Raw genomic sequence first — 14,613 nt, 5'->3', positions numbered from 1 at the left:
AGGGCTATTTGATAGGCATGAACTATCCAAGCTAAGGTTAACTACAGCCTGAGCATTTCTTTAATAAAAGGAATGGTCAGTTTACGCTGATGCACCATTGAGGCTTTATCTAGCTTATCAAGCACATCAAATAAAGTACGCAGATCTCGCGCCATCCGAGTCAATAAAAAACGTCCTACATCATCAGACAGCTGTAACCCGCGCATGGCCGCACGGCGCTGCAATGCCAATAACTTTTCATCATCCGCCATTGCCTGTAATTGATAAATTAAGCCCCACTGCATCCGTGACACTAAATCTGGCAATAAAAAGCCCGCTTCCGTTGGCGATGCTTTACCACTGACAATCAAATGGCAATCTTTATGCTCAGCAATGCGGTTATAAAGGTGAAATATCGCCTCTTCCCAAATAGGGTGCCCTGCGATGGCATCAATGTCGTCGATACAGATAAGCTCAAGGGACTCTAAGCCTTCAAATAACGCGGGGGAAATACTGGCGTGGATCCCAAGGGGGATATACAAGGTCCGCCTGTCTTTATCATTGGCTAATGCGCATGCTGCATGCATTAGGTGGGTACGACCAGATTTTACCGGACCATAAATGTACAAGGAGGAACTTAACTCACCTTGGGCACAGGACTGCAGTTTTTGGATCAGTTCATCATTACCCGAAGCTGGGTAATAACTCTGAAAAGTTTCATCGTCAGGTAAATAGACGGGTAACGATAATTGTCTCGGTGAGTTTTGGGTCACTCAATGCTCTCAAAATTAAATCAAACTCGCAGCTTGAGTCTACCATAGGCTCAAGCTGCACATAACTATCCACGCCACTGATAGAGCAATTCCTGTGCAGAAGCATCTTGTGGGGCGTAATAAGCATCGACGCTACCTTGGCTGTCTATCGGGCTCAGACGAGGATCTAAATTCAACAAGCGCTGCAAATCTTCCACTGTGCCAAATAATTCAAGCTGATAGCTGATACTGTCACCTTTTATCTGACTAACTTTAAGGTTTTTAACCGCACTTAATTGACGTAAATAGCTTTCAAGGGCCACGGTCTGAGTCATTTTACTCAGGCCAATAAAGGTCACTTCAGTCTCGTTATCTTCACCCGTTGCTGCAATCGCGTATTGACTCACAAAATAATTCGCAAGGATTTCCATCACATCTTTTGCCGCTTGCTGATAATCTTGAGCTTGACCTTGCTGGCGCAATAGCGGCATTAATACGCCATTAGTGCGGGTTTTATCATACAAAGCAAGGGTAAAGTTTATTTGGCTGCCTTGCTTATCAAAATCTGCCATCGCGAAATAATCTGCCTGATAGCGATTTGACGCTTTAGCCACAGGCTCCACAAACATACCCCGCACATCGGTCACATTCACGGCCATCAAATCGTCTAAATCCATCACAGGCAATAACACTGGAATACCCTTGTTTCGTGATGATAAGTCCAACTCTTGGCGTAAGTGGGACACTGAAGAATCGGCTAAAAGAACTTTCTCTGGCCCCTCATCCAGTGCTAACCAGAATAAGGTCAATGGTCGTTGACTGCCCCATACAGGAAGGTCAGCTTGTCTTAAGGTATTGATAATTCTTTGATGATCAAAATTTGCCGTCAAAAATAATTCGCCATTCACCTCTGTGTAGCTATATTGCACCAACAAGACTTCCGGTTGCTTAAGCTGCATTTTCACCAAGGGATGTGCAAGCACGGCTGGGGTGCCTGAATTTTTAAGAAACACCGATGCTAACGCTTCCGCTAACGCTTTTGCTTTAACGTTATTGGCGCGGGATGCCACCACCACCTCGGCTTCATCTAACTTAGAGATTTCAGCGCTTTGGCTTAATGAGGTAACAAATAGCAAACACAGAGCAAGTAATTGAGTAATTAATGGTTTTATTGGCATTTTTTTCAACATTTGTTCAGATAAACGCATTAAAAATAAGTGTTCAGAGTGTAACATAATAAAATTCTCGGGAATATTGATATCCATGAGCTCAAGATCATCAAGTTCAATCCGAGAACCCCTACAAATGAGTCATTATATAAAATCATAAAAGTAAGCTCGACTTACTGGAGAAAAACATGAATCGCCTGTTAATCCCACTTCAAGGTGCACAAATGCTGTTTGTCGCATTTGGCGCCCTTGTCCTTATGCCGTTACTCACAGGACTAGACACCAGTGTAGCGCTATTTACTGCTGGCATTGGTACCCTGTTGTTTCAATGGCTAACCAAACGCCAAGTACCTATCTTTTTAGCCTCATCCTTTGCCTTTATCGCCCCGATTCTCTATGGCGTGCAAACATGGGGGATCCCTGCCACCATGGGCGGTTTAATGGCGGCGGGTATGGTTTACGTACTTTTAGGCTTGCTGGTTAAAGTGCGAGGCAGCGGCTTTATACACACTTTATTGCCCCCTGTTGTGGTGGGGCCAGTGATCATCATCATAGGTCTTGGACTGGCTCCTGTGGCGGTCAATATGGCATTGGGCCGCTCTGGAGACGGTAGCATCGAAATTGTGCCTCAATCTGCGGCCTTAGTAATATCATTACTGGCACTATCGAGCACCATTCTCGTGGCTGTATTTTCAAAGGGCATACTCAAGTTAATGCCAATACTTGCAGGAATTCTAGTGGGTTATGCCGCCAGTTTAAGCTACGGAATATTAGATTTCAGCCCAGTTGCAAGTGCCCCATGGTTTGCGGTGCCTCATTTTGTTGCCCCAGAATTTCATTGGCAAGCCATTGCTTTTATGATCCCAGTAGCGATTGCACCAGCGGTGGAACATATTGGTGATATCTTGGCGATTTCAAATGTGACAGGAAAAGATTTCATTAAAAAACCTGGGCTGCACCGTACTTTAACTGGTGATGGTATCGCGACCATCGCAGCTTCAGCCTTAGGCGGCCCGCCAAACACCACTTACAGTGAAGTAACCGGCGCTATTACTCTTACTAAAAACTTTGACCCCAAAATCATGACTTGGACTGCTGTGATTGCCATAATTCTAGCCTTTGTCGGTAAGCTTGGGGCGTTAATGCAAACCATTCCAGTGCCTGTTATGGGCGGTATTATGTGTCTGCTTTTTGGCTCTATCGCGGCGGTAGGATTAAATACCTTAATTCGCAATCAAGTCGATTTAACCGAGCCCAGAAACTTGAGCATAGTCGGGGTGACGTTAGTCTTTGGGATCGGCGGCATGGCCTTTGGCATTGGTGAGTTTAGCTTAACGGGCATCAGCCTTTGCGGCATAGTGGCTATTTTAATGAACCTAGTGCTGCCCAAAGTGAAAACAGCAATAACCAAATAAAGGGTAAGGCTTTAAGAAAAACGCCCAAAGCAGCAATGCATTGGGCGTTTTGTTAGCAACTCGCGCTAGGCTTATTACTCAGTTCTACGTCTCTACTGGGCTTCAGTGCGAAACTTATCAGCAGTGGCTTTAATGATAGGCTGCAATTCACCTTTCTGGAACATGTCAGTGATGATGTCACAACCACCAATCAATTCACCTTCAACCCATAATTGTGGGAATGTAGGCCAATTTGCAAATTTTGGTAGTTCAGCACGAATGTCTGGGTGCTGTAAAATATCAACGAAAGCAAACTGCTCACCACAGTTAATCATGACCTGAGCTACTTGCGATGAAAAGCCACAGCTTGGAAGCTTAGGAGAGCCTTTCATATACACTATGATTGGGTTTTCAGCAATTTGCTGTTTAATCTTTTCTACGGTTTCCATTTGGGTTCCTAATTAGGATGAGATTGCTTGTATTGTACGCCAGCTGGGGGTAGAACAAAAACCCTGAGTTTGTAGGGTTTTACTTGATATTGATCAAGCTCATGATATTTAGCGAAACAATGATGCACATCACAACATTTATCAGTACAATATCTTCAGTGAGCAAACGCACCAAGTCGTGATTTATAATAACGATAACCTAAGTCTATGGAGAAATACTAATGGCTTTCGAATTACCAGCATTACCATATGCAAAGAACGCACTCGAACCACACATTTCACAAGAAACGATTGAGTTTCATTATGGAAAGCATCACAACACTTATGTTGTTAAGCTTAACGGACTAGTTGAAGGCACTGAATTTGCTAACAAAACTCTTGAAGAAGTGGTTAAAACTTCAACCGGTGGCATGTTCAATAACGCAGCACAAGTTTGGAACCACACCTTTTACTGGAACTGCCTAGCACCTAACGCAGGTGGCCCAGCGACTGGCGCTATCGCTGCAGCTATCACTGCTTCTTTTGGATCTTTCGAAGAGTTCCAAGCTAAGTTCACTGATTCTGCTGTCAATAACTTCGGCAGTGCTTGGACATGGCTTGTAAAGAAAGCTGATGGTTCTTTAGCCATAGTGAACACTAGCAATGCGGCTACACCATTAACTGACGAGTCTGTGACTCCTTTGATGACAGTTGACGTGTGGGAACATGCTTATTACGTTGATTACCGTAACGCTCGCCCTGAATACCTTGCTCATTTCTGGCAATTGGTAAACTGGGAATTTGTGAACGCAAACTTCGCAGCTTAAGCCTCATGGCTTAAATCATGAGTTTATCTCATGACAAAAAAGGAGCCTAATTAGGCTCCTTTTTTACACCCACCTTACGCATAAAGTAGTAATAATTAGATTATAACTAGATATTATTTCATGTGGGCTTACTTAGATTGCAACCTATACTAAAACTTAGAATTTTATGGGTAGTCTGGAGTAAGTGATGAAACATTTTTACCACCTCGTAGAAACAAACGATAATATTGGCATTGGTGACGTAGACGTATCTGTAGATGGAAGTGCCTTTAGTGTTGATAGGCCAATGTCATTCAAAGGGCTTCTGATGCTCTTTACAAGCACAGGCAGACCAGTGTTTGAACCAAATGCTTACTTCCTAAGTCGTCGTATCGTTGAGGGAACTAAAGACTTAAAACCCACTTGCTTTCATCTCTTGAGATATTATCGTTACTTGGAGGCTAATAACCTTAAGTGGAATGATCATGAAGAACAGCTACAGCGTTACCCCATTTTCCTTTATAGAGCTTATTTGAACGATAGTATTGAGAAAGGTAACTTGGGCCGCAGTACAGCAGTGGCAGCACTTTCTATTGTGAGGCGTTTTTACATATTTTGCCTCCGTCACGGTTATATATCTCAGTTGCCTTTTGTCGTCACGGGCGTAACTAAATATGGTCAAAACTTAACGGATTGCTCAATCCGTAGCCAAACAAAAGAAACCAATCTACAACCCTTAAATGACCTTGATTTACAGCATGTTAGAGAGAACTGGCACTGCAATGGGTTATCTAGGGAGTTTCGTCTGATGGTGTGCGTAGCGCTCTCAGTAGGGCTGCGCTCTGTTGAGATTACGGACATAAAACCTAAGCACTTTTCTATTCCCAAGGGGTTCAAAGGAAAAACACTAACAGGTATTTGGATTGGCCCAGCCCATGATTGCAAAACAAAATATGACACTGACCGTCAGATCTCAATGCCTATCTGGTTGATGAAAGGTATGAGTGAATATCATCAAAGTGATAGATATAAAAAACGGAAGCAAATGTATTTTATGAATACGGGTGACATGAATCCTCCTGCCTTTATCAATAAAGATGGCGACGCTTTTACTACGCAAAGCCTTAATACACTCTGGAGTAAGTTAAGAGCCGCGATACAAGAAAACAGTAACCCTCACTTTAAACACAAAGAGCATGACTGTAGGGCGACCTTTGGCGCTAATAAGTTTGAGTCATTATCTAAAGTAGCGGGCCTATCTCCGCTGGAAGCACTAACAACACTTAAAAACGAAATGGGCCATAAAGACCTGGACACTACGATGTTGTATCTAAAGCACTACGAGGGTAACCCTGAGAAGAATCTAGTCCCTGAGATAACGACGAATTTACTAGAGAATGAGGCGTTATCATGACTGATTTTGTCGATACCGACGCTATGGATAATGCTCGCAGCTATCGCTCTACACCAACGTCTGAGATGGTCACAGATAATACTCTGACCACCATTACCAAGTGGAAATATGTCTGGAAAAATGGATCTGGGAGTCGTTCAACGTGTGACTTTGCAGTCTTAAAAGCCCATGCCACAGATGAACACATTCGTTTATTGATATCTAAGTTTCAACAATCTGGCTGGCGAGAGTCAAGCAAGACTGCTCATTTCAGTAATATTGGAAAGATTATTAAATATGCTTTCAATGCTCAAAATGGCAAGCGAAAAGCAAAAGTCGAGTTTTCGCCTGAAACATGTACTCAGTATATCCATGCAACATACCTATCAATGGCCAGCACAGGTAAAGGGTTACATGATAAACCTATCCGCGCAAAGACTCTTGGCTGGCTGGGTTCGAACTTAAATTCAATTTGCAAAAAATTTGGATTCGGACAAATCCCTAAAGCGGCTCGGAACCTTGGTACTGCATCAGCCTCACTGGATTGCGCTAACTACACACCCAAGATACTTCGCTCCATTGGCTTTTCGTTGTTAGAACACCGCAAGGCACTGTTAAAGCGGTCTCAGGATAGTACCTTAACGGAAGCTAAACGAAGGATTGCCTTCGATAGATTGGTCTGTAATGGGGTATTCCTGACGATTTATTATTTAGGAACGGGTCAAACAGAAACCTTGAATATGTTCCTGGAAGATGAATGGGTGTGCCAAAAATCAGGGGCAGGTCGCATCAGTATTGAAGGACTTAAAACGCGGGGCTACACAGTTGAGCTTCGTACTTTCACACCAAAGGCGACGTGTAAGAGCTTTTTCGAATCACACCTTGCCTTATCAAAAGCCCATTCCGCCTCGTTAGGATTGGATAATCATTACCTGTTTAGAAAAATGAACGGTGCAGCGCCATCAAACATGAACCTATTGCTTTATGCTCAAAATTATTTGGTCAAGGACTCTTCACGCATTCAATCCTTAATCGAAAAAAATCCTGATTTCCGTTTGAACTGTAATTTATTGAAGTCATCCATTAAGCAGTATGCCGAACACAAGATGGGAAGAAAGAAAGCCGCTGAAAACACCCGTAATGCACCTGGCACCTACGATAGTTCAAACTATGGCAAAGTCTCAAAGGGTGAAGCCGGTGAGCAATTGGCGTTTGGTTTGACTGCATTACATTATTTGGGCGAGAACCCTGACGGCGGAGCTGTTGTTGCCGTTGCAAAGGCTAAAGAGTCCACTGGTGTCGTTATTTCTCACGAGGAATGGGAGGCGCTTAAGATGTCTAAAGATACTGAGCAACAAGCTGTTGAGATTAATAATGGCGGCTTCTGTAAAGGGGCTGATACGCCCGAAAAAAAGGAGTTTCAAAAGAGCATAGCGCGTACAGGTCTCCTTTCAAAAGAAGAGCAGTCCAAGTTGGGTTGTGGTTTTGTCGTAAAGTGTTTTTCCTGCACGAACTTTGGCGTGGTAGATGAGCCTCATGATATATGGCGATTACTGTCTTTTGAGAAGCGACTGAATGAAGCGCTGCGTGCACACCGAAGTGTAGAACACTTCATCACAAATTTTGGTGAAGTAAAAGCCAACCTCAATAAGCTCAAGGAACGATTCAAGAAAGCGCATTTAAAGGCAGCCATGAAGCTGCTAGAGCGCGAGTGTCACCCGTTATGGGATGAAGATTCAGTGATGGATATATTTAGGGGGTAAGTTATGCACAGTATCAGTATGGACTTGAGCAAGTTTGAGCAATACGCATTACCACAATCATCAGGACAGTTTGTGATGCCCAATGATAAAACGGTGGTCAGTGTGGATAAAAACGGAAACCCTGTTTCATATTTTTGGCAGGATAAATGGGATTATAATGCGTTCTTTAATCTCACCAATGAAAGCAAATCATACTACCAAATCAACTTCCATTCAGATAAACATAACCCCCAGTTGCTCCTAGAGTTAAAGCAGCGTATCTATTTCCTGATTTGGGGCGCTCAAGGAGAGTTGTTGAGCATGGAGGGAGAAACGTTCCGCAAATTCAGTGGATGCCAAAATATACAAAGAGCAGTAAACGTTTCGTTGAGAGTATTTAAGGGCACTGCTGTTAATTCCTTTTCTTTATTGAGCAATGAATTGGTTTTTAATCAGTTACTCCATGCTTCAAAGCACCTCAGTGAAGGAACCGTTAGACACTTTCTAAAGAACTTAAGCGTACTAACGCAAGTCAATAAGCACTTTCCAGAGCAATCACACTTTTCACTAGGCATTCCAGAGGGTAAGTCGGTCAACCAAATCGCCAAGCTATACTCATCAACAGGAAAAGGTCATTATCCTACGATCATCCCTGTCATTTATGAGCATCTCATGGGGCGGTTAATGAAAGATGTGACAGCGGCTCACAAAAAGTTGGCAGACCTTAGGGATGTGAAATCCTATGCAAAAAAATACGGACGAACAGAGCGACAAGCTGTAGATGAATTTAAGATGATAGAGGGGGCTTGTTTTATGTCACTCTCAGCATTTACAGGGATGCGTATCAGTGAGTTGACGCAAATCAATGCTACCTCTTACAAAGAAGTGGAACTTGATGGCTTGAAGCTGTGTACCTTGCGCTCTTGGACGCGCAAGTTGGAGAAGTTGCCAAGAGAGGATGCCTGGGCATGTGCGCCTATCTGTAAAGAGGCATTGGAAATCTTAGTTGAACTAAATGACGAATATCGCTCAAACAAAGGCGACATTCATTACTCACCACGCTTCAGTTTTGATGAAATCAGGAATTCTGGCAATAACATCAACAGCCAATTAAAAGATACTGATTTAAACACCACTAACCTTGGGGAATTATTTACGCGCTTCTCAAAAAACCTTGATATTACATACGAACCCGATGAAATGGATGAGATTTATCGTTTATTAAATCCCGTTGTGCCAGCTCAATCCAATCCAATTAAAGCGCGAGAAGACGGAACGTTTTATTGGCATTTTTCGACTCACTCACTCAGGCGGACTTTTGCTCATTTTGTCGTCGGAAATGGCTTGGTAACATTGGCTGCATTAAAGCATCAGTTTAAGCATATAAACTTGTCTATGACCGCCATTTACGCCAGTCATGCAGATGTGTTGACACTGCTAGGGATAGAGAACCCTGCCAGCGTTAAAAAAGCGATTGAAGACGCTGAAATGGAAAACCATATAATCTACTTGAAGGACATAGTGGATAACCCTGATGAACAATCAGGAGGGTATATTAAATCATTTGATGGCGATCCTAGAGTAATGCCAGAAGCAAAATTTAATGAACTTATCAAACAAACTAAATGGGCAAATAAATCAACAGGTTATGGCACATGCTTTGCGGGTGAGAAGTGCGGTATGGGTCACTTATTTGAACCATCGACTTGTGTTGGTCGTGAGTGTGAAAGCTTAAATATCAATCAAGCCGAAGCAACTCGTTGGCAAGATCGTCATCAAAGGATTGGGCTGAAGATGCAACAAATGAAAGAGCTGGGGTTCTATAACCAGAACACACTTGCTCGTGAGCTGTCTGATATTCGTGCTGCGGAAAAGGTGATGCGTGATCACAGTATTGAATTTGAACGGTTTGAACTGGGAGCATTGTGATGGCGAACGTAAAAACGAAGCTAATGAATGCCTTTGAAGCCATGAAGAAAGAAGGCAAAAAAATCAGTCCTTACGCTGTAGAGAAACTCGCTGGCGTGGCAAACGGGTCATGTAAAAATCACCCCGCCTTGCTGGATATGATTTTAGCGGAAAAAGCTCATTTTCATGCTAATCCTCAAGTGGTTAATAAGGGGCTGCCCACAAAGAAGAAGCAGGTTGATAAGAAGAAACATGACGACTTGGTCGAGTCAAACAAGCGGCTACGGGCTGAGAATGACCAATTCAGGGAGGAAATGAAAGTTATGGCGACCTCCGTGGCTCAGTTAACGTGGGAGCTGCATCGATACAAAACAGCGACCAAGGGTAACAGCGACAAATTCAGAAGTATTAAAGTTTGAATGCTGTAACAAGAACCAAGTTATATTGCTTAACTTGTGTGCGTTTATATTAAAGTTTGATAATTCTTAATAGTGTTTGATCATTTATAATATAGTTTGATATTTTTTGGCGATTTTGGTGAGAAAGCCGGTTAAGGACTAACACATTTCTGTGTAAGACGACAACTAGAAAGCCAACTTAGCGTCAATTAGAATACGTCTCATAGGTCATTATTTCATCAGGCCCTTATATCATCAAGGACAAGCCATACTGGTACTCGCTACGCTCGCATCCTTGACAATACAAGGCCTGAAGAAGATTGGTTTAGTATGAGGTGTATGGATCACCCTGCGAAGTTCACAATCCATATAGCTCAAATAATAGACGCCCTAATTGACGCGACATCTATGTGTTAATTGACGCGATATATTTCTGCCCCAAAATCATTTAGCAATGGGGTTCTTGACTGATCTCTATTGTAATTTTCGACCTATTTTTCCTAATAGTTAATTATGTGCTTAGTTTAGTATGATGAACCATAGGTGTTGTGCATTATATCTTTGTTTTTTTATGTTGCTTTTATTTCGTGAGGCAACTGATGGCACCCTCTTAAGATTTTCGTGTATCATATGCCTATATTGTTTTCTAGTTATATGAAATCACATAAGTTTCTATCTAATAGTGTTAATCAAGGGAAGATACTATGACTGCAAATCATGTTGAGCATTCAAGGGACTGGTCGAAGATTAAATCTCTTTTAGAGCTATCAACACTAGCCTCAACTGACTCGCAGAAATACTACAGTTTGGAACAGCAGAAAGAAGCTAAAGATTTAGCAACTTTTCTAATGTACTCGTCACTTACAACACTACCTCTAGACAGAAACGGTGTATCAGAGCTTCTTAATGGTACCCAGTTTTGGGAACGGAATGGTGAACTTGTATCGATTAGCAAAGGAATAGAAATTGGTTACTTAGAAGAGTGCGGCCTTTTAATGTTCGAGGCTGATTGGCTTTTGCTTACCTGTAACTTAGAAAGTCACATTGAGCAGCACGTCGATGATTCTCTAATTCCTGTAATAGAAACGCTTAGAACTTTACAACATATTCAACGTGGTCAGGAAGGCTATAAAAAAACCAATCTCTTTGTTTCAGAAGAAATTTGGAACAGAGAATTTACGAGTACTTCCCCTTTACTATCCTATGTTGGAAAAGAAGATAACTCTTATGTATTCAACGGAAGAGAACATAACCTTAACCAGCTAGTTAGTACCTTTTTATGGCAAAAGTTACTTGCTAATTCCGCTAGCCCTAAAGAAGCTTTCGAACAGTGGCTACGTATCATGCGTTTAACATGCAGTAGCGCTTTCCCTATTCTTAAATATGCTACGTCAGATACTGAGTACAATGCGTACACATCAGAACTACAAAAACACTTGTTCGAGATCCCTGTACCTATAGATTTAGCTCGTTCAATATCAAACTGTAACTGGTTTTCAGAAGATGTTCGAAATTACAGTCCCATGATAAGCATGTCAATTGGGGGGTCACCAACGGAAGGAGACTCTAACAACGCAGACCAATGTGTAAACCAACCTCGACAAAGCGTGATTACAAAAGATTCTCTACCATTTTTAAGTGTTCATTCATCACATCAAGTTAGTAAAAATGAGTTTTGCGCGATAGAGGAACATTTGGAAAATAGAGCTTATAGGGAAGAACCTGGTTACTTTTATAGCTGGTTTATTTCGGAATTTATGGAGGATAGCATTTATGTCGATAACCATTCCATATCATACCCTCATACACTGGTGAAACTGATTGATTTTGCGCTGAAACACCCTTTATTTAAGCATGTTTTTTTCGGTGGCTTGTTTAAGTTTCAGTTATTGCCTAAATATTTCTGTGTTCTCTTATCTCGAGTAGAAACATGCAACGTTGCAATATTTTGGTTTGCACATTGGTATGGGAACATTTTAAGACAGGTTGAAGATCTGGATATTTTAGAAGCATTAGAGGTATCTATCTCTAGAAAATATGCTGATAAAAACTATAGCATTGATAACTACAATGAAAATTTTCTTGATATCGTTCTTGTTTTATCTGATAAGTTAGGAATATGTAAAGAAGACTTTAAAGATTCCCCCTACTACAGCCTATTTGATAATTTTTTAAAGCATCAAAATTCTAGTAAAATATTATCAATGATTGATATTATTGAAAGAGTAGAGTTATCCGAACATGCTTATCCAAATCCTGGAGTTTTTAATCTCCGTAATAACACTTACTTCTTGTTATGGTGGTTATATGAGTTTATCGATAGAAATTCACTTGATACTGATCAGGTTCATATACGTAAATTAGTTGATCTTATTACTAATGAGCTTGAGCAAGACTTAATATTGAACTGCCAAGGCAAAAAATCAAACCTTAATGCTACAAACCTTATTAGTCAGTTCCCTTGGCATAAATTAGTCATTGAAGATAACGGAGATCGGTTATTGTCGATTTCTAGAAGGCATAAAACGGATTGGTCGTCTGCTCTGTTGTGGACAAACGATTCTCAGTTCCGCGCCAAAGGTGCTATTAGCTGTTACTTTCAAATACTGATGGCGGTTGCAAATCATGACTCTTGCCAACATTTAAGTAAACTACATAGTAGAAACATGTCTATTGTTGACCATTTAGGCTTTGATACTAATGAAAGAGATGGTTTGTTTCGCAATATTGGGATAGGTACTTACGAACTATGGCCTGACTTCTGTGTTTACATAAACAAAGTCGATCAATCAATCTTCGAAGACTTTCTTGATTTAAATAAAGATACTCTAACCAACTCACAACTTTTCCAGTTGATGGAATGTTGTATTCATCCAGCAAGAAAAGAGCTTCTAAAATCTGCGATTACAACACTCTCACTAAGAAATATTGCTACAAGCTCTTTAAATGATTTAGAAAGAACATTTATATCAGCATACCAAGTTTCTGAGTTTGACCTGGCGAAAACCGTTCTTGAACAAGCTAGCAATGAGCTGAATGAAGGTAGATTCAAACAACAACACAACAATTTGTTTGATGGTAAACGTAAATTAATCAAGTGCTATCAATACAAGTTAAACGTTACGTTATTAGCTGTTAATCGAGAAGTATATGATCCTAATTTTCAATTACACATTAACGAGATCCCTATTCCTTTTAAATCTTCAGAAAGGCAACATTACAACGAATGTGAACATTTTAGGCGTTACTACCTAGCATACTATCTGATTGAACATGATACTCCTAAGAGCATTCTTATTCTGGAATGTTTGACCAAAGACACTGATAACCCTGAATTTATCTTAATGATGTTACATGCGTATCTCGCTAACCATCATGAAACTTCGAATACAACCTTGATTCGGAGTGCTTTGACAAAAGTAGAACAGTCGGCAAAGACACAATGGTCTGTTATCCCAAGTTACCCATTACCGTGGATATCTGGAGTACTGCATGCTTACCTAACGATTGATGCTGTCAAATCAATGAGAGAAACATGGGAACAATTGAGTTCGGCTCAGAAAGTCCTCCCTCAGTTACTTATACCTTATTGTGAATTACTACTTAAGCATAACTTGGTAAAAGAAACTGATATCGCATTTTCAGCTTACATGAGTTTCTTAGGTAAAAATGATGACCTACCTAGCGAATTAGATGAAATTAACGGCGTGATAATGAATGCTCTTGTAAAAGAATCACCTGCTACGGAATATATCGATCGTATTGCTGAAAAAAATCAAAGAAGCCCACAGCAACTAGCAAGTAGCTTTAAGCTGATTAATGGGAGTAGTGCAGAAGAATATGTGAAGATAACAAGTAACAGCTCTATTGAAGAGTATTTGGTTCAAAATGTCACAGCAGTCTCTAAAGAATTACTAAGTAGAAGTAAAAGCCTTTACATTCCCTATAAAGATGAGACATCTATAACTGGTTTCTCTAGTAAGCCCGCAAAAGAAGACTCAATTAATCAGTGGTTCTGTAGCCTTTTTAACATGCGAGAAAAAAACTCTCCGTTGAATTTCTGGGATCAAAGCCAAATAGGTAGCTCTGCTACAGGTAAAGGTTCAGGGGAGGTGGATGGTGTTATAGTAAATAGCCATCAAAATAGGCGTATAGCTTTATTTGAAGCGTTTCGTCTTACTCAGTGGGGAGTTAACCCTATCAATGAGCATATGGACAAGTTATCGGGGTACGATCGAGAAGGTTTCGATATTGTATTTGTTGTCGTATATGCTTTCGATAAAAAGTTTAGCGACTTATTAAGTAAGTATAAAGACCACATAAGTAAACGAGAGCATGTAGATTATATCAAAACGAATAGTTATTCTCTTGAAACTGTTAATGGCGAAGATTCAGATACCTTTTGGATGGGGAAAGAACAACGAATGCGTGGTAACGTTACTGTTTCGATTTATCATATCGTCATTAACTTTAACTGTGACGAAGAAAATATTGAACCATAAAGTTGCGTAAACTAATCAATAAATGGACAATGCCCATTCACAATTGGAGCCTTTGTCTATCTCAGTTAGCGATTTATTTTGAAGGACGTTTAGACAGCGTGCTCGAAATTTAAACTTAACCTGACACAGAATTTCGAACGCC

The 14,613-nt window shown here is 40.9% G+C and carries 10 protein-coding genes; 7 read left to right on the top strand and 3 right to left on the bottom strand.

The window, feature by feature from the left end; genetic code table 11:
* Positions 1-41 precede the first annotated feature (41 nt).
* Together hda and H5073_RS15620 are read right to left on the bottom strand one after the other, a co-directional pair.
* Complete coding sequence (gene hda / locus H5073_RS15625; RefSeq protein WP_182680498.1) at positions 42-752, bottom strand: DnaA inactivator Hda; 711 nt, start codon at positions 750-752, stop codon at positions 42-44.
* Between the two features lie 65 nt (positions 753-817).
* The gene (locus tag H5073_RS15620; protein ID WP_259394922.1) at positions 818-1,966 is read right to left on the bottom strand and encodes a DUF2066 domain-containing protein; all 1,149 of its coding nucleotides are present in this window, start codon (positions 1,964-1,966) and stop codon (positions 818-820) included.
* A 122-nt stretch (positions 1,967-2,088) separates the two neighbouring features.
* Here H5073_RS15620 and H5073_RS15615 point away from each other — a divergent pair, with 122 nt between their 5' ends.
* Positions 2,089-3,315: a uracil-xanthine permease family protein gene (locus H5073_RS15615; RefSeq protein WP_182680496.1), complete on the top strand. Its 1,227-nt coding sequence runs from the start codon at positions 2,089-2,091 to the stop codon at positions 3,313-3,315.
* Positions 3,316-3,407: 92 nt separating this feature from the next.
* Here H5073_RS15615 and grxD read toward each other — a convergent pair whose 3' ends face one another.
* A complete protein-coding gene (gene grxD / locus H5073_RS15610) occupies positions 3,408-3,743 on the bottom strand; it encodes a Grx4 family monothiol glutaredoxin (RefSeq protein WP_182680495.1) in 336 nt (111 codons plus the stop codon).
* Positions 3,744-3,964: 221 nt separating this feature from the next.
* On the opposite strand from grxD, the gene sodB reads away from it, so the two are divergent.
* The 6 genes from sodB (at position 3,965) to H5073_RS15580 (ending at position 14,471) form a co-directional block, all read left to right on the top strand.
* Positions 3,965-4,549 carry a superoxide dismutase [Fe] gene (sodB, locus tag H5073_RS15605; protein ID WP_182680494.1) on the top strand — a complete coding sequence of 195 codons (585 nt, stop codon included), beginning with the start codon at positions 3,965-3,967 and terminating at the stop codon, positions 4,547-4,549.
* 187 nt (positions 4,550-4,736) lie between these two features.
* On the top strand, positions 4,737-5,942 hold the full coding sequence (locus H5073_RS15600) for a site-specific integrase (RefSeq protein ID WP_182680493.1): 1,206 nt from the start codon (positions 4,737-4,739) through the stop codon (positions 5,940-5,942).
* Positions 5,939-7,684, top strand: a complete 1,746-nt coding sequence (locus H5073_RS15595; protein ID WP_182680492.1) for a hypothetical protein — start codon at positions 5,939-5,941, stop codon at positions 7,682-7,684. Before H5073_RS15600 ends, H5073_RS15595 begins: the two co-directional genes overlap by 4 nt.
* A 3-nt stretch (positions 7,685-7,687) precedes the next feature.
* A complete protein-coding gene (locus H5073_RS15590) occupies positions 7,688-9,592 on the top strand; it encodes a site-specific integrase (protein ID WP_182680491.1) in 1,905 nt (634 codons plus the stop codon).
* The gene (locus H5073_RS15585; protein WP_182680490.1) at positions 9,592-9,990 is read left to right on the top strand and encodes a hypothetical protein; all 399 of its coding nucleotides are present in this window, start codon (positions 9,592-9,594) and stop codon (positions 9,988-9,990) included. Before H5073_RS15590 ends, H5073_RS15585 begins: the two co-directional genes overlap by 1 nt.
* 683 nt (positions 9,991-10,673) lie before the next feature.
* Positions 10,674-14,471, top strand: a complete 3,798-nt coding sequence (locus tag H5073_RS15580) for a hypothetical protein (protein ID WP_182680489.1) — start codon at positions 10,674-10,676, stop codon at positions 14,469-14,471.
* Positions 14,472-14,613 lie beyond the last annotated feature (142 nt).

It is taken from the genome of Shewanella sp. SR44-3 (assembly GCF_014163735.1).
Lineage (GTDB): Bacteria > Pseudomonadota > Gammaproteobacteria > Enterobacterales > Shewanellaceae > Shewanella.
Note: the sequence above shows the minus strand (reverse complement) of the source record. Positions and strands in the feature narration are given on the sequence as shown.